The 22,317-nt window shown below is 61.0% G+C and carries 21 protein-coding genes and 7 pseudogenes; 14 read left to right on the top strand and 14 right to left on the bottom strand.

Features of this window, described 5'->3' with window-relative positions; genetic code table 11:
* The 3 genes and pseudogenes from BF95_RS01270 to pal all read left to right on the top strand — a co-directional run.
* Positions 1-679: hypothetical protein (locus BF95_RS01270; protein ID WP_043148746.1), on the top strand; the 679-nt coding region annotated here is incomplete at its 5' end.
* Positions 676-2,009, top strand: a pseudogene (tolB, locus tag BF95_RS01265) (Tol-Pal system beta propeller repeat protein TolB). The gene BF95_RS01270 and the pseudogene tolB, both read left to right, overlap by 4 nt.
* A gap of 120 nt (positions 2,010-2,129) precedes the next feature.
* Complete coding sequence (gene pal, locus BF95_RS01260) at positions 2,130-2,642, top strand: peptidoglycan-associated lipoprotein Pal (protein ID WP_043148745.1); 513 nt, start codon at positions 2,130-2,132, stop codon at positions 2,640-2,642.
* A 141-nt stretch (positions 2,643-2,783) separates the two neighbouring features.
* On the opposite strand, the gene BF95_RS01255 is transcribed toward pal, so the two are convergent.
* The 3 genes from BF95_RS01255 to BF95_RS01245 all read right to left on the bottom strand — a co-directional run bounded on the left by BF95_RS01255 (position 2,784) and on the right by BF95_RS01245 (position 5,620).
* On the bottom strand, positions 2,784-3,236 hold the full coding sequence (locus BF95_RS01255) for a MarR family winged helix-turn-helix transcriptional regulator (RefSeq protein WP_043148744.1): 453 nt from the start codon (positions 3,234-3,236) through the stop codon (positions 2,784-2,786).
* Positions 3,237-3,389: 153 nt separating this feature from the next.
* Positions 3,390-4,463 carry an IS5 family transposase gene (locus tag BF95_RS01250; protein WP_043148743.1) on the bottom strand — a complete coding sequence of 358 codons (1,074 nt, stop codon included), beginning with the start codon at positions 4,461-4,463 and terminating at the stop codon, positions 3,390-3,392.
* A 335-nt stretch (positions 4,464-4,798) separates the two neighbouring features.
* Positions 4,799-5,620: an IS5 family transposase gene (locus BF95_RS01245; RefSeq protein WP_043148740.1), complete on the bottom strand. Its 822-nt coding sequence runs from the start codon at positions 5,618-5,620 to the stop codon at positions 4,799-4,801.
* A gap of 417 nt (positions 5,621-6,037) precedes the next feature.
* Between BF95_RS01245 and BF95_RS01240 the strand changes: the two genes are divergently transcribed.
* On the top strand, positions 6,038-6,256 hold the full coding sequence (locus BF95_RS01240; protein ID WP_043148739.1) for a DUF433 domain-containing protein: 219 nt from the start codon (positions 6,038-6,040) through the stop codon (positions 6,254-6,256).
* An 80-nt stretch (positions 6,257-6,336) separates the two neighbouring features.
* On the opposite strand, the gene BF95_RS01235 is transcribed toward BF95_RS01240, so the two are convergent.
* Positions 6,337-7,548 carry a hypothetical protein gene (locus BF95_RS01235; protein WP_152542514.1) on the bottom strand — a complete coding sequence of 404 codons (1,212 nt, stop codon included), beginning with the start codon at positions 7,546-7,548 and terminating at the stop codon, positions 6,337-6,339.
* 236 nt (positions 7,549-7,784) lie between these two features.
* Between BF95_RS01235 and BF95_RS01230 the strand changes: the two genes are divergently transcribed.
* Positions 7,785-8,813: a hypothetical protein gene (locus BF95_RS01230; RefSeq protein WP_043148737.1), complete on the top strand. Its 1,029-nt coding sequence runs from the start codon at positions 7,785-7,787 to the stop codon at positions 8,811-8,813.
* A 234-nt stretch (positions 8,814-9,047) separates the two neighbouring features.
* Positions 9,048-9,262, top strand: a pseudogene (locus BF95_RS01225) (cold-shock protein).
* Between the two features lie 101 nt (positions 9,263-9,363).
* Here the strand turns inward: BF95_RS01225 and BF95_RS28135 are convergent.
* Positions 9,364-9,627 carry a hypothetical protein gene (locus BF95_RS28135; RefSeq protein WP_200866862.1) on the bottom strand — a complete coding sequence of 88 codons (264 nt, stop codon included), beginning with the start codon at positions 9,625-9,627 and terminating at the stop codon, positions 9,364-9,366.
* Between BF95_RS28135 and BF95_RS01215 the strand changes: the two genes are divergently transcribed.
* Together BF95_RS01215 and BF95_RS01210 are read left to right on the top strand one after the other, a co-directional pair.
* Positions 9,626-9,838 carry a hypothetical protein gene (locus BF95_RS01215; protein WP_043148733.1) on the top strand — a complete coding sequence of 71 codons (213 nt, stop codon included), beginning with the start codon at positions 9,626-9,628 and terminating at the stop codon, positions 9,836-9,838. The genes BF95_RS28135 and BF95_RS01215 overlap by 2 nt on opposite strands.
* Before the next feature lie 133 nt (positions 9,839-9,971).
* Positions 9,972-10,331 (top strand): glycine zipper 2TM domain-containing protein, encoded by a 360-nt coding sequence (locus BF95_RS01210; protein ID WP_043148732.1) that lies wholly within the window; start codon positions 9,972-9,974, stop codon positions 10,329-10,331.
* A gap of 75 nt (positions 10,332-10,406) precedes the next feature.
* Here BF95_RS01210 and BF95_RS01205 read toward each other — a convergent pair whose 3' ends face one another.
* Together BF95_RS01205 and BF95_RS01200 are read right to left on the bottom strand one after the other, a co-directional pair.
* Positions 10,407-11,336: an electron transfer flavoprotein subunit alpha/FixB family protein gene (locus tag BF95_RS01205; protein ID WP_043148731.1), complete on the bottom strand. Its 930-nt coding sequence runs from the start codon at positions 11,334-11,336 to the stop codon at positions 10,407-10,409.
* Positions 11,333-12,082 (bottom strand): electron transfer flavoprotein subunit beta/FixA family protein, encoded by a 750-nt coding sequence (locus BF95_RS01200; RefSeq protein WP_043148729.1) that lies wholly within the window; start codon positions 12,080-12,082, stop codon positions 11,333-11,335. The genes BF95_RS01205 and BF95_RS01200 overlap by 4 nt, the downstream gene beginning before the upstream one ends.
* 130 nt (positions 12,083-12,212) lie before the next feature.
* On the opposite strand from BF95_RS01200, the gene BF95_RS01195 reads away from it, so the two are divergent.
* From BF95_RS01195 to BF95_RS26010, 3 genes and pseudogenes are all read left to right on the top strand, one after another.
* Positions 12,213-12,947, top strand: a complete 735-nt coding sequence (locus BF95_RS01195) for a FadR/GntR family transcriptional regulator (RefSeq protein WP_043148728.1) — start codon at positions 12,213-12,215, stop codon at positions 12,945-12,947.
* 69 nt (positions 12,948-13,016) lie between these two features.
* Positions 13,017-14,202: pseudogene (locus tag BF95_RS01190) on the top strand (CaiB/BaiF CoA transferase family protein).
* 44 nt (positions 14,203-14,246) lie between these two features.
* Positions 14,247-14,551: pseudogene (locus tag BF95_RS26010) on the top strand (transposase); the annotation flags it as partial.
* 76 nt (positions 14,552-14,627) lie between these two features.
* Here BF95_RS26010 and BF95_RS01185 read toward each other — a convergent pair.
* From BF95_RS01185 to BF95_RS01175, 5 genes and pseudogenes are all read right to left on the bottom strand, one after another.
* A pseudogene (locus BF95_RS01185) lies at positions 14,628-14,869 on the bottom strand (hypothetical protein).
* Between the two features lie 844 nt (positions 14,870-15,713).
* Positions 15,714-16,055: pseudogene (locus BF95_RS26000) on the bottom strand (transposase); the annotation flags it as partial.
* Between the two features lie 231 nt (positions 16,056-16,286).
* Entirely contained in the window at positions 16,287-16,421 is a 135-nt protein-coding gene (locus tag BF95_RS30900; RefSeq protein ID WP_081764292.1) for a transposase, read from the bottom strand.
* A gap of 86 nt (positions 16,422-16,507) precedes the next feature.
* Positions 16,508-16,900 carry a GNAT family N-acetyltransferase gene (locus BF95_RS25990; protein ID WP_200866861.1) on the bottom strand — a complete coding sequence of 131 codons (393 nt, stop codon included), beginning with the start codon at positions 16,898-16,900 and terminating at the stop codon, positions 16,508-16,510.
* Between the two features lie 319 nt (positions 16,901-17,219).
* On the bottom strand, positions 17,220-17,705 hold the full coding sequence (locus tag BF95_RS01175) for a pyridoxamine 5'-phosphate oxidase family protein (RefSeq protein ID WP_043148726.1): 486 nt from the start codon (positions 17,703-17,705) through the stop codon (positions 17,220-17,222).
* A 70-nt stretch (positions 17,706-17,775) separates the two neighbouring features.
* On the opposite strand from BF95_RS01175, the gene BF95_RS25985 reads away from it, so the two are divergent.
* Both BF95_RS25985 and BF95_RS25980 read left to right on the top strand, forming a co-directional pair.
* Positions 17,776-18,000, top strand: a complete 225-nt coding sequence (locus tag BF95_RS25985) for a BLUF domain-containing protein (RefSeq protein WP_152542512.1) — start codon at positions 17,776-17,778, stop codon at positions 17,998-18,000.
* Between the two features lie 64 nt (positions 18,001-18,064).
* Positions 18,065-19,253: pseudogene (locus tag BF95_RS25980) on the top strand (IS256 family transposase).
* 262 nt (positions 19,254-19,515) lie between these two features.
* Here BF95_RS25980 and BF95_RS01160 read toward each other — a convergent pair.
* Complete coding sequence (locus BF95_RS01160) at positions 19,516-20,655, bottom strand: acyl-CoA dehydrogenase family protein (RefSeq protein WP_051519802.1); 1,140 nt, start codon at positions 20,653-20,655, stop codon at positions 19,516-19,518.
* 203 nt (positions 20,656-20,858) lie between these two features.
* On the opposite strand from BF95_RS01160, the gene BF95_RS01155 reads away from it, so the two are divergent.
* Complete coding sequence (locus tag BF95_RS01155) at positions 20,859-22,091, top strand: LysR family transcriptional regulator (RefSeq protein ID WP_043148724.1); 1,233 nt, start codon at positions 20,859-20,861, stop codon at positions 22,089-22,091.
* A 2-nt stretch (positions 22,092-22,093) separates the two neighbouring features.
* Here the strand turns inward: BF95_RS01155 and BF95_RS28050 are convergent, their stop codons facing one another.
* Positions 22,094-22,312 carry a hypothetical protein gene (locus BF95_RS28050; RefSeq protein ID WP_043148723.1) on the bottom strand — a complete coding sequence of 73 codons (219 nt, stop codon included), beginning with the start codon at positions 22,310-22,312 and terminating at the stop codon, positions 22,094-22,096.
* Positions 22,313-22,317 lie beyond the last annotated feature (5 nt).

Below are 22,317 nucleotides of genomic sequence, written 5' to 3'. Positions count from 1 at the left end.
CAAACCGACCCCGCCCAAGGAGGTCGCGAAACCCGCGCCCGCCAAGCCCAAGCCTGCGCCCGCCAAGAAGGACGTCGCCAAGGCGAAGCCCAAGCCCAAGGCCGCGCCCGAAAAGCCTGCGCCCAAGGCCAAGGCCACCCCCGCCAAGCCCAAGGCAGCGTCCAAGCCGTCGAAGCCCGCCACCAAGGCATCGACCAAGCCCACCGCCAAGCCCAAGGCCGACGCCCGCGCCTCCGGCCAGGGCAAGGCGGACAAGCCCAAAGGCTCGCTGCTGGGCAAGGATTTCCTAAAAGGGATCGACACCAGCGCCGACGCGCCGCGTCGTCCCCCTGCCCCCGCGCCCGCCGCCGCCATGGGCGCAGCGCAGAAATCGGCGCTCGACGCCGAATTGCGCCGCCAGTTGAAGCCGCACTGGCGTCCGCCCTCCGGCACCGACGCCGACAAGCTCGTCACCCTGCTCGAAGTGCGGCTCGACAAGAGCGGCGCGGTCATCGGCACGCCCCAGGTGATCGACCAGCTCGGCGTCACCGCCAGCAACCGGCCGCAGGCCAAGCTCCACGCCGAACGCGCGATCCAGGCGGTGAAGCTCGCTTCCCCCTTCCGCAACATGCCACCCGAATTTTACGACCAATGGAAATGGCTCCGGCCACTCCGCTTTGACGCGAGGCTGAACCGATGAAACCCACCCTGCTCCGCCGCCTGCAGTTGGCGACCGCCGCGCTGCTCGCCTTCACCGCCCTGCCCGCCCACGCCCAGCTGTCGGTCGATGTCACCGGCGAGATCGACAGCAATGTCAAAGTCGCGGTGCCGCCCATGCCCGCGCAGCAGGAGGTCGCGACACCCGCCGGGTCCGCCACCGAACTGGGCCGCAAGATCGCCGAAGTCATCGCGTCCGACCTCAAGGGCTCGGGCCTGTTCGACCCATCGGGTCCGGGCGGCCTGCCGGTCATCCCCTTTGCCGAAGTCACCTTCCCTCAGTTCGACAAATGGGGCGCCTATCAGGCGCTGGTCCAGGGCTTCGTTCGCACCAGCGGCGGCGAGGCCGACATCACCGTCGGCTGTTACCTCTACGACGTCGCGCTCAAGCAGGAACTCACCCGTCAGGCTATGTAGTCGCGCCGCGCGACTGGCGGCGCGCTGCGCATAAATGCGCCGACGCCATCTATGCCCGCCTGTCGGGCGAAAGCCCCTTCTTCGACAGCCGCATCGCCTATATCGCCGAAAGCGGGCCGAAGGGGAATCGCGTCAAACGCCTCGCCATCATGGATTCGGACGGGGCCAATCACCGCTTCATCACCAATGGCCAGTCGATGGCGCTCACCCCGCGCTTCTCGCCCGATTATAAATCCATCCTCTATGTCAGCTATCTGGGCAGCCGGGTGCGCCTCTATGTCTATGACATCGGGGCCGGGCAGCAGCGTCTGGTGACCGAAAGCAACAACCCGACCTTCGCGCCGCGCTGGTCGCCCGATGGCCGCAACATCCTCTTCTCGATGGCAGTGGCGGGCAATACCGACATTTATCGCATCGGCGCCAATGGCGGGACGCCGGTGCGCCTCACCACCTCGCCCGGCATCGATGTCGGCGGCAGCTATTCGCCCGATGGCTCCAGGATCGTGTTCGAAAGCGATCGGTCGGGCGGGCAGCAGCTCTATGTCATGAACGCCGATGGCTCGAACCAGCGCCGCATCAGCCATGGCGGCGGCCGCTATGCGACGCCCGAATGGAGCCCGCGCGGCGATCTCATCGCCTTCACCAAATTGGCGGGCGACTTCAAGATCGCGGTCATGACGCCCAGCGGCGACAATGAGCGGATCCTGACCAATGGCTGGCAGGATGAACAGCCGACCTGGTCGCCCAATGGCCGCGTACTGCAATTCTTCCGCACCACGCCCGGTCGTCAAGGGGCCAGCCAAGTGTGGCAGGTCGATCTGACCGGCGTCAACGAACGGCGCATCCCCACGCCGCTCAGCGGCTCCGATCCCGCCTGGGGGCCATTGCTGCCCTGATTATCGCCCTTCCCACCTGTCCGGCATGGAACCCATTCGTCTTGACAGCGTAACGAACTTCACGGAGCCTGCCCGCGTCCCGATCCGGGCGCAGGTCGCGCTGAAACAAGGAGACACGCAATGAAAATGTCCCGCACCCTTTTGATGGCCACCGCCATCATCGCGCTCGCCGCCTGCTCGAAAAAGCCGCCGGCCGAACTCCCCCCCGCCCCCGGCGGCACCGACACCAGCATGCCCAGCGGCCCGATGACGCCGACCGGCCCGGTCAAGGGTAGCCAGGAAGATTTCGTCGCCTCGGTCGCGTCCGACCGCATCCTCTTCGCGCTCAACGAATATGACATCGATGCGCAGGATCAGGCGACGCTGCAGAGCCAGGCCGCCTGGCTGCAACAGAACCCCGCCGTCCGCGTCACGATCGAGGGCCATGCCGACGAACGCGGCACCCGCGACTATAATATCGCGCTCGGCGAACGCCGCGCCAACGCCGCGAAAAACTATCTGGCTTCGCTGGGCATCGATTCGGGCCGCATCACCACGGTCAGCTATGGCAAGGAACGCCCCGCCGCGCTTGGCTCGGACGAAACCTCCTGGGCGCAAAACCGCCGCGCGGTAACGGTAACGATCCAATATTGATCGCTCCTCCGCGCTGATAGAATGGCCCGCCCGTCCCCTGACTGGCGGGCCTTTTTCATAGTAAGAACGCCCCACCGCTCCGTCATCCCCGCGAAAGCGGGGACCCATCTCCCAACCCAAAACCGAGGCGAAACGGTGAGGTCACTCCACCCCAGCCCGCTGCTCCGCCATCCGTAAACTGAGCAACCCCAACAACTCGACCCCGACCTCGACCGCGCCATCGGGCAATCCGCTGAGCAACCCCGCGCGCAGTTCCGCAAGCCGCGCCGCGATCTTTTCCGCAAGCGCCTTGCCCGCGTCCGTCAGCGCCAGCCGATTGGACCGTTTATCATCAGGGTCGGCGATCCGCTCGATCCACCCGGCGATCTGCAACTGGTCCAGCGTCCGCACCAGCGACGGCGGGCTGATATCCAGCAACAGCGCCAATTCCGCCTGCCGGGGCGGCTCGGCCAATCGGCTCAGATGCATCAGGCACCATCCCGCGCTGCTCGACACGCCGAACTGCGCCAGCGCGGCATCGCCCATCTGCCGCCAGCCGCGCGCGACCGGGGCCAGCAGATGCAACAAAGCCAATTCCTGTTCCGCGTCCGCCATAATGGTTAGATAGCTGGACACCCGCAAAAACCGGCACTTTGATGCTTCCGTTGGGGTAATGGCGGCATGACCGGGGCACAGGGCGCTTTGGCGGGCGGCTTTTCGGTCGCCGGATGGGACATTTCATGACCTTTTCCGGGGTTCAGGGCAGACTCATGCTGTGACGGCGCGTCGTTCATGGAAGATCAGGCGGTCGAAGTTATAGGCCAGATTAGCCAGTGTGAGTTTCGCCTCGGCCCGCTTGATGCCGATGGTGCGGATAAATAGCCCGAACCGGTTTTTCTGATGCGCAAACACATGCTCAATCCTAGCCCGGATCGCCGACTTTGCGGCATTGGCGCGGGCGGTGGCCTTGGGCATGGACTTTCCTTTGGGTTTTCGCCGGTGGATGCGACTGGTCAGCATGCGATCGGCCAGCCATATTTCGTTCGTTCTGGAGCGGTATGCAGTGTCGGCCCAGACCTCGCTGCTGCTATTTTCCGCGATCACATGACGTAACATGCGCCCATCGGCGTGGGCCGCCGATGTGACCTCCCCGGCGCGAATGAACCCGTACCGGCGGTCGATGCTGATATGGCTTTTATATCCGAACACCGGCAAGGCAATCATCGGTAGAGGCTTGCCATCCTTGTAGCGCACCTTCCCGCCGATCTTGAGCGTCCAGCGCGCATCGGTGTCCTTCTGTGCCGCCTTGGCCGGATCATCGGGCCATATATCCTGCGCCGACTTTCCATCCTTGATGGCCTGCCGTTCGTCATCGGTGTTGCGCTGCTTGGGCGCTGGCACCAGGCTGGCATCGATGATCTGGCCCGACATAGGGATGTAGCCCTTCTTGTGCAGTTGCCAGTCGAAGGCCTTCATCACCCGCTTGAGCGTCCCGGTCTCCGTCATCCGGTTGCGAAAGTGCCGGATCGTATTCTCGTCGGGGGTGCGGTCACCCAGCGCAAAGCCCAGAAACCGCATCCAGCTGAGCCGGTCCCGGATCATATACTCCATCCGCGCATCGGACAGATTATGCTGGGTCTGCAGGATCAAGATTTTAAACATGGCAACGGGATCGAACGGCGGGCGACCGCCCTTGCTGCCATCGCCATAACCCAGTCCCTCGACCAGCCAGACCCGGAAATACTCAAAATCCACTGTCCGTTCCAGGATCTCAAGCGGATCGCCGTGGCAGCTCAGCATCTCAAGATGGTCGTTCAGGCTGAAAAGAGACTTGGGGTCCATGGCTCGTCACCTCCAATGGCTGCCCAATCAATGAATCACGAATAACCTAAATCCGCCAGAGTTTTTGCGGGTGTCCAGCTAGTTGCATGTCAGGGAATCTCCTCACCTTGTTTTCGATTGTGGGACGCCGCTTCAAGCGTGTCCCAACAACAGCAAGGCTATTTTTTGTTCTTTTCCTCAGCGTAGCCTGAAAAGTATTGAGGACATAAGCGTGTGATGCACGCCAATTTTCCATAACCTCAATATCTTCTGCGGTAGCCTTGCCTTCACCAATGGCTTTGCCAGCCCGATTGACGCGGCTCTTAGAGCCTGATTCATAATTATGCGGTGTATTTTCATAGCCTTGCGATGCGGCGGGCGAAGAGCTGGATCGATGCGATGAACAGCCATGCGGTTGCCGATGCGATGGTTTGCTCGAAGTCCTTGGCGAGACGGCGGTTGCGGTTGAGCCATGCCAGCGTGCGCTCAACGACCCAACGGCGCGGGATGACCGCGAAGCCCTTGGCCGTATCGGACCGTTTGACGATTTCGATGGTCCATTTGCCGATCCGGCGCAGCGCCTGCCGGAGCTTGTCGCCCGCATAGCCGCCATCAGCGAACACATGGCGCAGCCACGGGAAGCGGCGGATGATCTCGGCCAGCACCAGCGGCGCACCGTCGCGGTCCTGGATGTCGGCGGTGTGGATCACGGCGTGGACCAGATTGCCCTCGGTATCGGTCAGGATATGGCGCTTGCGGCCCTTGATCTTCTTGCCCGCATCATAGCCGCAAGGACCGCCGGATTCCGTGGTTTTGGCAGTCTGACTGTCGATCACCCCGGCACTGGGCGAGGCCTCGCGCCCGGTTACCTCGCGCCCTATCAGCAACAGGGCATGATTGAGTGACAACCAGAGCCGGTTGTCCCGCCAAAGGTAGAACCAGCGCCGCACCGTCGAGACCGGCGGAAAGCACGGCGGCAGCATCCGCCACGGCAGGCCCCCGCGCAGCAAATACAGGATCGCCTCGACAATCCGCCTGAGCGGCCACTTGCGCGGGCGGCCCACATGCGATGGCGGCGGCAGAAACGGCTCCAGCAAAGCCCATTCGTTATCGGTCAAATCGCTTGGCAAAGCCAAGTCCGCACGGGCATACTGCGCCCGAGTGGTGTCGGTCCACATCGTTGATCTCCGGTAGTCTTCGCAAAACCACCTGAATCAATGGCCAGGGCTAGCGTCAAGCTAACCCGCTGATACCACTCAACTTAGTTTCGGATCAGGCTCTTAGAAAATTGCGGAGAAACCCAGTTGACCATGATGCGACGTAGCAAGGCATGGATGCGGAGGAAATAGACTAACTAGGATTTTTAATATCTTGCAATCGGGAAGCTTGCCGCGATAATTTATCGTACCTTAACCAACCGCATGCCCCATCTGTCGATGCCCCCGTCTGTTCCCATTGCGGCTCCAACCAGGTCCCCAACGCTCGGCTTATTGCATTTGCGCACCGAACGGTGGCTGTTTACTAAATGCGTCAGCGGGAGCAGAAAGACAGCGCCCGTTGAGCGACTTGCCCCCCCTCCCCCACATAATCCGCCCATGGCCACACGCATCGTCATCGACCCCAATGTCTGCGGCGGACGACCCATCGTCGCTGGAACCCGGATGCGCGTCAGCGACGTGCTTGACGCGCTGGCCTCTTCCGTCGCGATCGAGGAACTGCTGGCCGACTTCCCCTATCTCACCCGTGAAGACGTCCATGCCTGCCTGGCGTATGGCGCACGAGCCGTCGATCATACGGTCGTGCAAGCCGCCTGATGCGCTTCCGATAGACACGGAAATGCCACCTCAGATAACGCGAAATTCTGCCAAAGCTCAAATCAACACCTGATCCTGCCTCAGGACGCCATACAGTCAGGAAATGCGGACAGATCAATCTTCGCCGCGATGTCGGATGGCACATTTTCGGAATGCAGCGCCGCCTGCGTGATCAGGCGGCCGTCCAGATCATTGAGCCCCAGGGTCGCTATTGCACTACGGATCTTCCTGCAGAAGGCGGCCCGGTCCGTTTTGTCATCGCTCAGCTTGGTCAGGTCGCTGGCCCACCAATCCTGCTGTTTAAGATACCCTCCGATGCTGGCATATTCGCCCAGTTTGTTGACCAGCTCGTACGACAAAATGGCGGGATATTTTGCCTGCGCTTCGGCGATAGCTTCCCTTTCGTTCCGTTTTGTGGAAAAGATCGACGGGCGGGCATCGGCGAATTTGATCGTCCATTTGCCAATCAGTACCGATGCATAGGTCTCGTTTACTTCAAAACGAGGGCCATATATCTCTATAGTGTACACGCCGCCGTTTTTCAGATCGATGTCGAAATCCACTGCTTCCTTGATACTGGTTGCGTAGAGAGAGCCAATCGCCTTATCTAATGCTTCCGCCACATCCTTGCTGCTTTGCTCGGACAAAGACGTCAAAACGCCCGACGTTGGTGCAACAGCATTGAGGGCCTTGGTGACGAGCGCCAGCGAATGGGTCGCGATATCGAGATCGGTTTCTTCGGAAACGTCAACAGTCAGCTTGAAACGCCCTACGCCATTGCGGGAATCGCTCCCAACCAGAAACAGCGGAAAGTCTAGACTGTCATAGTTGATGGAACGCGAGAAATTCTCTCCTTTTTTTCGCGAACTTTCATATTCACGACTTAAAAGTGGCGTTGTTGCAGAAAATCGGGCCGCATCGGCTTTCAAAGACACCGTCGCACTGTATTTCTTCGCAATTCCGAGACGAGAATACCATTTTCTCTTGGCATATGAGAGTTTCTTCGTCTCAATCGATCCACCCGACAAAGCATTCTCGACAACCAGCCTCGTATACCAATCTGTCTGAATTGGTCCACCTGACGCCTTTGATGTGACAGTGAACGGCAGCAACCGCACCTCATCGTTCAATTTCGGCGCCTCACTGTTGTCTTCTGGCTCGCCTTCAGATTTTGTCGTTGGTGCGGTCGGCGCTCCGCCCTGTGGTTGTCCCATGGCCGGGACAGTGAACAATGTACCTGTCAGACAGGCTATCATTATTGTTAAAGCACCAAATTTCCGAGGTCCCTGCATTTTGTTTCTCCGTCAGCCAGACTGATATGGAAAAGAACACTATTTGATATCGTTTCGGTTATAGCAATCATTTTGGTTAAGTCCTCATCAATTGCATTCATTTTGGCATTTGCTTTGAAATGACCACGCATGCGCATTGTGATCACCTGAGCCGCCCGTTCCCATTTTGTTCTTTCCTACATCCCCCCTTTCTGCCTACCCTTGCCGCAAACCCCACTGCCGGAGCGCGCGCAATCATGTCGTACCACTTCCCCACCCTCACCCCGTCGCCCGAAACCCGCGCCGATGGCTGGTCCCCCGCGCGCCAACGCCGCTTTCTCGAAACCCTCGCGGCCACCGGCGTCATCCGCCTCGCGTGCGAAGCGGTCCGCATCACGGCGCGCTCGGCCTATAATCTGCGCATTCGTCAGGACGGCGCGGCCTTTCGCCTGGGCTGGGACGCGGCGATCCTCATCGCCCGCGCGCGCCTCGCCGATGATCTGATGGCCCGCGCCATCGTCGGCCAGACCGAAACCATCCGCAAAGATGAGGATAATTTCGAAGTCACCCGCCACCGCCACGACAATCGCCTCGCCATGTCGATGCTCGCCCGGCTCGATCGCATGGCCGATTGCCCGACACCGGGCAGCGACGCCGCGCTCGCCCGCGTCGTCGCGCAGGATTTCGCCGCCTATCTCGACATGCTTTGCCCGGCCGACGAGGCGCAGGCGGAGGCCGACCAGCTCGGCCTGCCCCGCCCCGGTGCCGAAACGATGGCGCGCGACATGGACGATGCCCGCCTGCTCGACGGCACCAGCCCCGCCACGCCCGAAGCGGTCGAAACCGCCGCCACCGCGCTGTCACCCGGTGCCTCCGCCGCTTTGTTCGTCGCCGCGCGCATGACGCTGATGACCGGCACCGCCAAGGCCGCGTATCCGCCCTTTTCCGCCTTCCAGGAACGGTGTGAACTTCCGCCCGATCCGCCCCGCGAACCGGAGCTGGACCTCACCACCCTGCCGCCCGAAGAGGCCGTCACCCACCTGCGCGGCATCTGGTGGGATGAATTTCTCGAACAATGGCGCACCGATTATCCCCCTCCGCCCGGCTTCGTTGGCGAGGAAAGCGACAGCGTCTATGAGATCGACGCCTATGAGCGTGACCTGACGCCGGAGGAGGAGGATGCCGTCAACGCCCGCGTCGCCGCCGATCGCCGCCCCTATGAGGAAGCCGCCGCCCGCGCCCGGGACGCCTATTTCGGCACCGCCAGCGCCGCCGCATCGGGCTGAACGCGGCGCGTTTGGGGCCAGTCGCGCGGCATTTGCGATCGCACGAAAGGGGCCATCGGCTGGGCCGCGCGCACGCCATTTGCTTTTTGCTGCGCCTTGCCCTACATAAGGGGGGCTACAGTCGCAAATCGACGGTTTTTGGCGCTTTGCGGCACCTTACTTCCTTCTTTCCCTGCCCCTTAGCAACCCGGCGCGTCCACACGGGGTTCGCCGACAGCAAAGAAGGAATAATTTATGAGCAGCATCACTGGCGTCGTCAAGTTCTTCAACGCCGACAAGGGCTATGGCTTCATCGCCCCCGACAATGGCGGCGCGGACGCGTTCGTTCACATCAGCGCCGTCGAGCGTGCTGGCCTGGCTACCCTGCGTGAAAAGGACCGCGTGTCCTATGACCTGGAGCAGGACAAGCGCGGCAAGATGCTGCGGTGAATATCTCGCACGCCGAGTAATTCAGACGGCCTTCGGATCGGGCGCGGCGCTTTGCAAAAGAGCGCCGCGCCCGCCCCACTTTCCCTTTCCCCAAGAGGAGACCCGACATGGCCGCCCCTGATTACCGCACCCTCGCTGCCAAGCGCGCACCGACGCCGACGCCGCCACCCTCAACAATGTCCGCGACCGCTGCCTGCGCGCTGAAGCCGCATGGCTCGCCATGGCCGGCCGCCAGGATCTGACCGACGCGGGCCGCGCCCGTCGCGACAAGGCCGTGCTCGACGCCGCCTGACAATCCCCCGTCCTGCCAATCCGCATTGAAGCGGAACTCCTTGGGCCGCCGCCGGTTATGACTGGCGAACCCCATCCCCAAGGAGTATACCATGATCCGCACTCTGATTTTCGGCGCCATCGCAGGTTATGTCGGCAAGAAGCTGTATGACGACGGCAAGCTGACCGAGTTCAAGGACGACCTGGTCGCCCGCTACGGCGATGCCAAGGCGGAACTCGCCGACAAGACCGCCGACGCGTCGCGCACGCCGACCACCCCTGCCATGACCAGCCCTTCGGTGGCATCGGCGACCAACTTCAACTGATTTTTTCAGGATACCGGCGGCCGCTCACCCCCGTTCGCCGCCGGTTGCCGTCCGTCCTGAGCCGCCGCTCCCTCTAGCGGCTCGGACGGGCGGCCACTTCATCTGCCCGGCCATCCCAAGAAGGAGCCACCCCATGCGCAAACCCATTCTCGCCGCTGCAATCCTCAGCATGCTGCCACTCGCCGCCTGTGCGACGGACAATTATGGCGGCGGCGGCTACGGCTACGACCGTCCCAGCGACCGTCGCGGCCCGCCCCGCGGTCAACGCCGCGTCCTGCGCGACAACGACCAAATCTACCGCGACCGCGACGGCCGCTATTATTGCAAGCGCGACGACGGCACCACCGGCACGATCGTCGGTGCTCTGGCCGGCGGCGTGCTCGGCAACGTCATCGCCCCCGGCGGCTCCAAGACGCTCGGCACCATCCTTGGCGGCGGCGCTGGCGCTCTGGCCGGTCGAGCCATCGACAAGAACGACGTCAACTGCGAATAACCCCGCCGACGACAACGAACAAAAAAAGGGCGCGGACCACATGGTCCGCGCCCTTTTTTGTATCTTGCCCAGCTCTTAGAGTTTGCTGGTCAGTTCCGGCACGATCTTGAACAGATCGCCCACCAGACCGATATCCGCGACCTGGAAGATCGGCGCATCCTCATCCTTGTTGATGGCGATGATGGTCTTGCTGTCCTTCATCCCCGCCAAATGCTGGATCGCCCCGGAAATACCGATCGCCACATAGACTTCCGGCGCAACGATCTTACCGGTCTGCCCGACCTGATAGTCGTTGGGGACATAGCCCGCATCGACCGCCGCCCGGCTGGCCCCGACCGCAGCGCCCAGCTTGTCGGCGAGCGGATAGATGACTTCCTCGAACGTCGGCCCATCCTTGAGCGCCCGGCCACCCGACACGATGATCTTCGCACTGGTCAGTTCCGGCCGCYCCAGCTTGACGATCTCGGCACCGACAAAGGACGACAGCGCCTTGTCCCCGGTCGAAGCCACCGCTTCCACCGTCCCCGAACCACCTTCGCGAGCCGCCTTCTCGAACGCCGTACCGCGGACGGTGATGACCTTCTTGGCGTCCTTGCTCTTGACCGTGGCAATCGCATTGCCCGCATAGATTGGCCGCGTGAACGTGTCTTCACTTTCAACCGACAGGATATCGCTGATCTGCATCACGTCGAGCAGGGCCGCGACGCGCGGCGCGATATTCTTGCCGTTGCTTGTGGCGGGCGCGATGAAGGCGTCATGATGCCCCATCAGTTCGACAACCAGCGGCGCGATATTCTCGGCGAGCGCATGGCCATAGGCGGCATCGTCAGCGACATGCACCTTGCCCACGCCGGAGATCTTGGCGGCTTCGGCGGCAACGCCATCGACGCCTTCGCCAGCAACCAGCAGATGCACTTCGCCCAGCTTCGCAGCGGCGGTGATGGCCGAAAGCGTCGCGTCCTTGACCGCGCCGCCCTCATGTTCAACCCATACAAGCGTCTTCATGCGGCAACTCCCATGGCCTTGAGCTTGGCAACCAGTTCATCGACATCGGCGACTTTGACGCCAGCGGTGCGCTTGGGCGGTTCAACCACCTTCAACGTCTCCAGCCGTGCGCCAATATCCACGCCATAATCGGCTGGCGTCTTCTGCGCGAGCGGCTTGGACTTGGCCTTCATGATGTTGGGCAGCGATGCGTAGCGCGGCTCGTTCAGGCGCAGGTCGGTGGTGATGATCGCCGGGGTCGACAGCTTCACCGTTTCCAGCCCGCCATCGACTTCGCGCGTCACCGACACGCTGTCGCCTTCGACCTCGACCTTCGACGCAAACGTGCCTTGGGGCAGGTTCAGCAGCGCCGCCAGCATCTGGCCGGTCTGGTTGCTGTCATCGTCGATCGCCTGCTTGCCCAGGATGATCAGGCCAGCGCCTTCTTCTTCCTGCACCTTGGCGAGCAATTTCGCCACGCCCAGCGGCTCGACTTCATCGTCGGTCTGGATCAGGATCGCCCGATCGCAGCCCATCGCCAGCGACGTCCGCAGCGTTTCCTGCGCTTTGGCCACACCAATGGACACCGCGATCACCTCAGTCGCCACGCCCTTTTCCTTCAGGCGGATAGCTTCTTCGACGGCGATTTCGTCAAACGGGTTCATGCTCATCTTGACGTTCGCCAGATCGACGCCCGTGCCGTCCGCTTTCACCCGCGGCTTCACATTATAATCAATGACCCGCTTCACGGGCACAAGGATCTTCATGACTTGCTCCATCTTTATAATGGTCGGACCATTAAAGGATGGTAGACGTCTGTCAATCCTGTTCGGTCCGGCCATTGCGCCTTTCTGGGCGTCGGCTATACATTTGCGCATTCCTATCGGAGCGCACCCTATGGCATCGTCCCCGTCCCCCAAACCCAGTTTCGCCCCTATCAAGACGCGGCGCGCATTCGAAGTGATCTGTGAACAGATCCGTGAGCAGCTGGCGTCGGGTACGCTCAAGGCTGGGGACAAGCTGCCTGCCGAACGGGAATTGGCGGTCGAATTTCAGGTCAGTCGCAGCGCGTTGCGGGAGGCGCTGCGCAGTCTGGAGGTTGCGGGGATCATCCGCAATGTGAAGGGCGCGAAGGGCGGGGCGTTCGTGCAGACCGCCGAGCCGGACCGGATCGTGCAGGCGATGCAGGATTATGTCCATCTGGGCGATATTTCGCTGGGCGAACTGACCGAGGCGCGGCTGGCGTTGCAGGATATCATCGTCCGCCTGGCGTGCGCGCGCGCCACGGAGACCGACCTCGCGGAACTGGAGGCGATTGCCGAGCGGACCAAGCGGGAAACCAGCGTGGAGGCGCGTTATGCCTGTGCGGTGGAATATTATGCCGTGCTGGCGCGGGCAACCAAGAACCGCATTTTCGGTATCTTCGTGGATTCGCTGTCGGCGATCCTGCACGAATTTGTGCGGGGGCCGGACTATGAAACTTTACAGCATTCGTTGATCGAATCCCGGTTCAAGCTGGTGCGGCATTTGCGGGCGAAGGATGAGGAGGCGGCCGTCGCGGAAATGCGCAAGCATCTGGAGCGGGTGCATCGCCATGTCCGCAAGAACAGCAAGGCCGCCGTCAAGGGCTGATTGACCGCGCCATCTTTGCCATGCAATAGGTAGGACCATTGAATATATGGCTTTATAGGTAGGTGCGGCATGGCGGATGATGGCAAGATAATGATGGCGGGCGCGCTGGACGGCGTGCGAGTGCTGGATTTCACCAGCGTCATGGCTGGGCCGTTCGCCACCCGGATGCTCGCAGACCTTGGCGCGGAGGTGATCAAGGTGGAATCGCTTGAGGGCGATCAGGTCCGTGCGCGGCCGCCCAAGCGGGATGGCCATAGCGCCTATTTCGGCAATCTGAACGCGGGCAAGCAGTCGATCGCTTGCAACCTCAAATCGCCTGCCATTATCGACCTTATAAAGCAACTGGTCGCCACCTGCGACGTGCTGGTGGAAAATTTCCGGCCGGGCGTCATGGCACGCTTCGGCTTGATTTCTCGGCGCTGGCGGCGATCAATCCGCGGCTCATCTATTGCTCGATCTCCGGCTATGGTCAGACCGGGCCTAAGGCGCTGTTCCCGGCCTATGCGCCGGTGATCCATGCTGCCAGCGGATTCGACATGGTGAACCTGCGCTATCAGGACGGGTCAGACCGGCCCGCGACCAGCGGCATCTTCATCGCCGACGTGCTGGGTGGCACCCATGCGTTCGGCGCGATCCAGGCGGCGCTGTATCAGCGGGAGCGGACGGGGCAGGGGCAGCATATCGACCTGTCGATGCTGGAGGCGATGGTCGGCATGCTGGTGTTCGAAACGCAGGAGGCGCAATTTCCCGGCGACGCGCGGCGGCCGCTCTATACGCCGCTGAAGACCAATGACGGCTTCATCATGGTCGCGCGACCAGTCCGCGCAATTTCGAGCAATTGTCGGACGCGGTCGGCCATCCCGAATGGCGCGACGATCCGCGCTTCCTGACCAATGCGGACCGCAATGCCAATTGGGCGACCTTGCTGGCGCTGACCGAAATATGGACGTTGGAGCGCAGCGCGGCGGAGGCCGAGGCGATCCTGTCGCGCCATGGCGTGCCCTGCGCTCGCTATCGCGAGATTGGCGAGTTGCTGGACGATCCGCAACTGGCGGCGCGCGGAGCCTTTGCGCAGATGCATGACGGCGCGGGTGCCTTCAAAGTGCCCAACCCGCCCTTCCGCATGAGCGGATCGCGGGCCGAGGCGCGGGATCATGTCGCGCGGCTAGGCGAGGATGGCGCGGCCGTGCTCGGCGCGCTGGGCATCAGCGCGGACGCGGTTGCGGCGCTGCGGGCACGTGGCGACCTGGGCTGACCAGCCCCGCTGCAAAGGCTGCGAAGTTCACGCCGTTGGGGTAGCGCTATCCCGCCATCGGCCAGAGCTGTCGGCGCGGGTGGGGCGATGTGATCCCTTTTTTTTCGTTCACTGACGAGGTCCGCCGGATCATCTACACCACGAACGCGATCGAAGCTTTGAACTCGAAACTCAGGCGGGCTGTCAGGGTAAGGGGAAACTTCCCGAGCGACGGGCCGCCACCAAGCTGCTCTATCTCACCTTGAATCGGTCGGAGAAAGAGTGGAAGATGCCGCCACGTGAGTGGATCAGGGCGAAGGCACAATTTGCCGTGATCTTCGGCCAACGTGTCATCAGAGCCATGGCGGCCTGCAGATCAACCGCCCACCCACACATGGAAATACTGACAGTCTCATCCGCACCTTCCGCAAAACTGCTATGTCCAGTCAACATACATCGTGTTCGAGGACAACAGGCCGCCCCTCCCGGGTTGCTCGCATACGGCTCGCCTTGTCCTCGACGTCGGACGTCAGCACGACATGATCGTTATGCACTTCCAACAGGCGCCCGCGAACGGAAAGCCCTCCAGGCTGCCGGTCACGCGGTAACTCACGCTGTCGCCGACCTTGAAACTCGTTGGATCGGTGTTGAAATTGAACGGACAACTGCCGTCACCCATACCCTGCACTATCTGTCTCCTACGCCATGGGACTAGTTTATCTAAAGTATCGCCTGTCTATTAAGGCCTTAAAAATCGCTGCCAAAGGCAGCCTGCTTTAACCAAAAATTTTTTACTGGGTGCCTGTACATTATTTAAACACAGATTCACAGTAGCGCCACCCTGTAAAGCTGTCGGTCAACCGTCGATCATAATCGGCCGTTCCGAACTGGACGTTTCTTTCCTAAACCCCGTCAGTCTCGATCTGATACCAAACTTGTTGTCAAGGATTCTGAATTATAGCTGGTTTGCCATTTCCTGGGCAGGCCTGCCCCCCTGGGATCATATGAAAGCGCGGTATGCGTGTTGGAGAACCCTCTATTTTTGACCACCTTCCAGATGTGCACTTTCCACATGTTGCGCATTGGGCCAGACGCGACGCTGGAACTCGCCGCTTAGTCTGTCGCACTGGGATTAAGCTCGTCACCAGAGCCAAGGCGCTCTAGGCCCGCAAACAACCGATCAAGCCGATCCCGTATGTCTCGCCGATAACCTGACCTGTCTACCGGACGAGGCGCACAAACAACAATCTCGTCTGCTATTGAGATTTTAATCCGGTCCAAAGCATCGTTATCGATGATGCCTGCGCGCCGCAATTCGACACAAAGCTGCACTAAACCTGCCGCTGTGGCTTGGGCCCTTAGTCCAACATTTGTTAGATCATAATGCAGCTTCTTGTCTCTGCTTGCGGCAGTTGTCATATTTAAATCCTCTCGAGTCACAACATAGGGTTTTTGGGTCAAATTCAGACCTTTCACGAGAACCCTTGTCGCTTGTTTATATTTTCATACCCTATGTTTGCTTGCAAATACAGCTAGGTTTCGTGGACAAACAGTATCCATTGCAGAACTGCCACGAGGCTGACGAAGCCGAGGTTGAAATTTTTGGTCTTGTCGTAACGCGTGGCGATACGCCGCCAGTCGTTGAGTTTGTTGAACAGGCGCTCGACGAGGTTGCGCCAGCGGTAATTTTCGCGGTCTTGGGGGATGGGTTCGCGTCGGTTGCTCTTGGCCAGGATGACGATTTCAACTTCAGCGTTCTCCAACTCTTCACGGAGGGCGTCGGCATCATACCCTTTGTTGGCCAGTAGCGTCTCGATCTTGTCGGTGATCATGCGAAACAGCGGACCGACTGCTTGAAAATCGTGGACCTGTCCTGGCGTAGAACGAAGCCGAGCGGGCGGCCTTTGGCGTCACACCGCGCGTGGAGTTTAGTGCTGAAGCTGCCGCGCGATGGGCCAAACGCCTCGGTTTCGCGAGTCCCTTTTTTATGCCGATTGCACAATGATGTGCCCGGACGACGGTGCTTTCGATCATATCGGCGCGGGCATCTCGCTCCACCATTTCGGCAAGCGTTTCAAGCAGGCCTCAAACATGCCAGTCGTCATCTAACGCCGATAGCAGCGAAAAACACATTTCCACTTGCCATCTCGGTCTGGCAGGTGTCGCCATTGCGAGACTGTCCGGTTGATCCACATCATCCCTTCGAAATGCTGTCGGTTATCCAGCGAGGTCGGCAGCATCGGCGCGACTCGCTGCTTCCTTAGCGCCAATAAATTGCGGGGGGGGGGGGGGGGGGGAAGCGAAAGGATGGCTTTGAAACTGAGGTTTATCGAGCGCTGACGTTCGGACGAACAAGGTCGAGGTGGAGAAATTGTTGAAGTCGCCGTGCTCGTAGCCGCTGAAGGCCGCCCCGTTTGTGAACTCTCGCCGCCCTTACTAAAGTGAGCGCAGTATCAAATGCCGCCCAGCTTCCTGTTTCCAAGCTAAGATGGCGAAAACTCTGGGCAATGGCTGCGGCGATGATCCTCTCTAAAATCACACCGCCATTACCCATCCTCAGGAAATCAGGATAAGTTCGCATCGACTTCACTTCGGCAACTTCGTGCGAAAGCATCTTCAATGCGCCTATTGCGGCGACGCGTCCCACAACCCAAGATGTCCAGGCAGTAATATCTGGTGTTTGTAAGCCCGTGAGATCGAGGGCGAATACGCTGCCCAATGGCGAACTAGCCATCATCCCTTGGAGGTGAAGTGCCAACAGGGTGCGCGTCTGTTCTCCCGTCTAATGGTCCTCTCGAACATCAAAAATGTTGCGCCCTGCTGAATGATACGCGGCAGCATATCCATTTCTGAAGAGGTCATCAGCAAAATTGAAGGTCGCATTTTGGTCAGCGGTCGACCGGCAGATTTCCCTTACCTGATGGGCCAGTCAAATCTGAACGAATGGCTGCTTCCGGGAGATGAGAATGAGCAGCCGGACGGCAACGAGTTGCGCATACAGGTCGGCGAGCGAATCCCGCCGACCTGTAATCGCAGGCCTAAACGATCGTGTTGGACACCACGGCGTGGCTGCCCTCTTCGTCGGCCTCAATCTTTCCGCCAAAGAGCATCTTTAGTTTCCCCGTTAGAGACATGTCAGCCTCCCACAGCTCCGCTTCATCGATGTTAAAGCGGAGCAGTGCCAGATTTGGGTCGGACTTCCCACCGGGGAACCAGGCCTCGACAGGCTTGGACCAAAGTTTCTCGATCATTGCCGGGTCGTTATCGATAGCCACTTTCCCAGATAGGGAAGCAAAGAAATCTTGTCCCTTCGAGACAAACTGGGCCATCGCGACTCCACCCGTTGAGAGGCGATTGTCTTTGCCGATAAAAAACCAGATTGTATCGACCTGATCCTTGTCGAGCTGCGCGGTCAGCGGTTCCGAGTGGGTAACGCTTCCGTCGGCAAGGCCGACCATGATAAACGGGCCTTTATCAAGCTTTTCCCACATGTGCTGTTTCAGGGTGTGATTATTAGTTCCCATAGCGATCTCCTCGGTTTGTGGAACTACAACAACTCAGGATCAAACAAGGTTGCGAAGAAGGCCGAAGACGGTGCCTTGCAGGCTCCGTAAGCACAAAACTCCTTACGCACGTGCAAACTTGCCGAAAAGATGCCGCAAGGCGAATTCCGATGCGGACCGGACGGGATTGCTGGAGGTAGGCGGTCGTCGATTTCTTGAGGTTGTCGAAGGCCCGGAGCCGGCGGTCATAGCTACCTATGAGCTGATCAGGCGTGACCCGTGGATCGTCCCATGTGGTGGTGTAGCTGGGTGTTGAGGTGGTCACCATGATTTCCGGATAGGTTTGGGTCGCGAAGCTCGAACCTGCGGAAGGAACCACGATGACCGATTCCATGATTCACCTGCGTTCACTGGTGGAAAAGCCCCCCGACGCCGATATTTTGCGCGACATGATCTCGTTTGCCGCCGAACGATTGACGGAGATGGAGGTTGGTGGCCTGACCGGTGTGCCATACGGCGAGAAGTCGCCCTCCCGGCTCGTCCAGCGCAATGGTCACCACGAGCGCGACTGGAAGACCCGCGCCGGAACGGTAGAGCTGCGCATTCCCAAGCTCAGGAAAGGCAGCGACTTTCCGGGCTTCCTCGAACCGCGCCGGATGGCGGAGGGCTCTCTCCGCCGTCATTCAGGAAGCCTATATCTAGGGCATCTCGGCCCGCTCGGTCGATGATCTGGTCAAAGCCTTGGGCATGGATGGCATCTCCAAGAGCCAAGTGAGTCGGCTTTGCGAAGATATCGACGAGCGTGTTCACGCCTTACTCCACCGGCCGATCGAGGGGGACTGGCCGTATCTGTGGATCGACGCCACCTATGTGAAGGTCCGCCAGAACGGGCGGATCGTCTAGGTCGCCGTGATCGTTGCGGTCGGCGTCGACAGCGACGGCCGCCGGCAGGTGCTGGGCATGGACATTGGCCATTCAGAAGCGGAACCTTTCTGGACAGCATTCCTGCGCACGGGGCCTGCGCGGCGTGAAACGGGTCATCTCCGACGCCCACGAAGGCATCAAGGCGGCCGTCTCCAAGCTGCTGTGTGCCACCTGGCAGCGCTGCCGCGTCCACTTCATGCGCAATCCCTTGGCCCATGCCGGCAAGAGTGGCAGGCGCGTCGTCTCCGCGTCTATCGCCACCGCCTTCGCGTAGGAAACGCCCGAAGCGGCAAGCCAGCAGTGGCGTTCTGTGGCCGATCAGGTGCGACCCAAACTACCCAAGCTGACCACCCTGATGGACGACGCCGAACCCGACGTGCTTGCCTACATGACTTTCCTCAAGGAACATCGCACAAAGCTTCACTGCACGAATCCTATCGAGAGACTCAACGGCGAGATCAAGCGCAGGACAGAGGTCGTCGGCATCTTCCCCAACGACCCGCCATCACCAGAATCATGGGTGCCATCCTCATGGAATAAAGCGATGAGTGGGCGGTCCAGCGGGCGCGCTACATGACGCTTGAAACGATGGCGTCGCTCGGCGATGATTCGATCATCGTGCGCTTGGCAGTGCCCGGGACATGATCGGCTAAGGCTGACGCCGGAACGCGCGGGTGATCGACCCCAGCTACACCACACCACCGTCTGGGACACGATCGAATGCCAATAGTATCGCAAATTGCCGATCCCAGCTGTGCGCATATTTTACAGGCTTCGCCAAAAGCAACACTTTGGTATAGGCGACCGTCGGCTTTCCGGACGCCGCTGTCGACCATCAAATGTCAGGAAATGGCGCAAACCAGACATTAGGCGGAAGCGGTCTGCATCACTCCCGCTCCCACACTTGTCACCGCAACAACTCCCGCGCAATCGTGTTCTTCTGAATCTCCGACGATCCCTCGTAAATCCGCGTGATGCGAATGTCGCGATACAGCCGCTCGACTGCAAAGCCCCGGCAATAGCCTGAACCGCCGAAGATTTGGACCGCCGTGTCGACCGTCCGGCTGCCGGCTTCGGTGGCGAACAGCTTGGCCATGGACGCCAGCTCACGCTTTTTCTCACCCTGGTCGTAACGCCAGCAAGCGTCGAACAGGATGAGGCGGGCAGCGCGCATGTCGGTGGCCATGGTGGCGATATAGTGGCGGATCGCCTGGAAGTCCGAAATGACGCCGCCAAAGGCTGGGCGCTGTTTCGATTCCGCGATCGCCAGTTCCAGCGCATATTCGCCCATGCCGACGGCGGTCGCGCCGACATTCATGCGGCCCTCGTTCAGGCCTTCCAGCGCATAGTGGAAGCCGCGCCCTTCTTCGCCGATCAGGGCTTCGGGCGGTAACTGGCATTCATCGAAGCTCAGTTCATAGACGCCGGGCGTTGCGGTGCCCATCAACTCAATCGTGCCGGTGACGGCAAAGCCGGGCGTGTCGGCTGGCATCAGGAAGGCGGAAATGCCGCTGCGCGGCCCCGCTGCCTTGTCGGTATAGGCATAGACGATCACATATTTGGCGTTCTTGCCGTTGGAAATATAGGTTTTGGAGCCGTTGATGACCCAGCCGTCGGCGTTGCGGGTCGCTGTGGTGCGCATCGACCCCGGATCGGACCCGCTATTGGGTTCGGTCAGGGCAAAGGCGATGCCGATTTCGCCCGAAACCATGCCGGGGATCAGCTGCTGCTTTTGTGCTTCCGACGCATGATAGACGATGTTGCGCGCGCCCGGACCCATGAGCGGGCGCAATTCGGTCCAGAATTGGGGGGGAAGGCGGGCGAGTTCCATCTGCACCGCCGCCTGCGCGAGTGCGCCCAGGCCCAGGCCACCATATTCTTCCGGCAGCGACAGGCCGAAATAGCCATTGTCGACCAGCGTTTGCCGCACGATCGGCGGGACTTTGCCGGTGGCCTGAAATTCCGCTTCATAAGGGAGCAGGTCGCGCACGATGGCGCGGGTGACGTCGCAAAATTCCTTGATGTCGTCGGGCAGTTCAAAGTCCATCTTGTGCCTCCTTCTTATCCGAATCCGTGGGGCGCCGTGCGCACCTCTCGCTAATGGTCCTACCATTGCAGTAATGGTCAGTCCATTAGAATTTCGGCTGATCGGGGCAAGGGGCCGCTGTCCTTTGGGGCAGTTGTCCTTTAAGGATGGGGCCGCCCGATGACACCACAGCGCGCGGGTAGAGGGTAACAAGAGTAAGCGGCATGGCGACCGATCCGTTCGACCTTAATCTGCGCCACCTGCGCGCGCTGCTGGCGATCCGCGAACATGGCAGCATCACCGCCGCCGCCGATGTGGTCAGCCTGTCGCAACCGGCGCTGACGCAGGGGCTGGCCAAGCTGGAACGGCAATTTGGCTATACGTTTTTCGAGCGGCGATCGGGCGGCATGGTGCCGACGCCCATGGGCGAGATCGTCATCGAGCGGGCGCGGGCAGCTTTGGATCATCTGTCGCAGGCGGCCAAGGGCTTGTCGGGCGTGTTCCACTATCCTGAGCGGCTAATGACGATGACGCAGCTGCGTGCCTTCCTGGCGCTGGCGGAGGCGGGGAGTTTCGCGGCGGCGGCGCACGGCAGCACCCTGTCGCAGACCGCGGTGCATCGCGCGGTCGGCGACCTGGAGCAGATGATCGGCGGGAAGCTGGTCGAGCGGCGGGGGCGGGCGGTGTGGCTCAATCCGGCGGGCAAAAGGCTGGCGCGGGGCACAAGGCTGGCAGTGGCGGAGATTGTCGCGGCGCTGGCGGACATCGGTCGCGATAGCGGGAGCGGGAGCGAACTGATCGCGTTCGGCGCGCTGCCATTGGCGCGGCCTTATCTGGTGCCCGCTGCGATGGCGCGAATGGCGCGGAGCGATCCGCGCGCGGCGTTCAAGGTGCTGGAGGGAAGCTGGCGCGAACTGGTCGAGCCGCTGCGTGACGGGGTGATCGACATGGTGGTCGGCGCGCTGCGGCCGTTCGAGATTGCCGACCTGTACCAATTGCCCTTGTCGGAGGATCGGCTGGTGATCGCGGCGGGGAGCCAGCATCCGCTGGCCCAGGTGGCCAAGCCGACGATGGAACAGCTGGCGAGCTATCCCTGGATCGTCGCGCCCGCCAATTCGCCGTTGCGCGAACAGTGGGAAAAGCTGTTCGGGCAAGGCAAGGTACCGGCCACGCCGGTAGAGTGCGGGTCGGTGATGATCATCGGGCGGTTGTTGACGGAGGGGAATTTCCTGACCCTGCTGTCGCCCGATCAGGTGGCGTTGCAGATCCGCAGCGGGCTGCTGACACAGGTCGGTCCGCCGCTGGAGGACAGCAAGCGAGTGGTGGGGATCACGACGCGACGCAGCTGGCGCCCGACCGCGACGCAGCGGCGCTTTCTGGAAATGCTGGGCGAGGCGGCCAAGGGCGAGCGGGTGGCGGGCGCGCCGCCGGACTTGCGGGAATCGGGCTGGGTGTGAGGCTATCGCGGATTGCTGGCCTCAAGCGCGGCGATGCGGCCCTTCAGACGATCAGCAAGCGAAGGGCGGATCGGCTGTCCGGCGAGCAATTTGCGCCATGTATTGTAGCTGATGCCGAAGCGGGCGTTAAGCGCTTCGTCGGTGCGGCCAGCCACCAGCCTTTGCATCTGGAGGATCATCTCCTCCTCCAGATGCACGCCATTGCTGTTGTTCTGCTGCACGATGC

The organism is Sphingobium sp. Ant17, assembly GCF_000588875.1.
Taxonomy (GTDB): Bacteria; Pseudomonadota; Alphaproteobacteria; order Sphingomonadales; family Sphingomonadaceae; genus Sphingobium.
The sequence above is the reverse complement of the archived record's forward strand: the minus strand, read 5'-3'. Positions and strand labels throughout refer to the sequence as shown.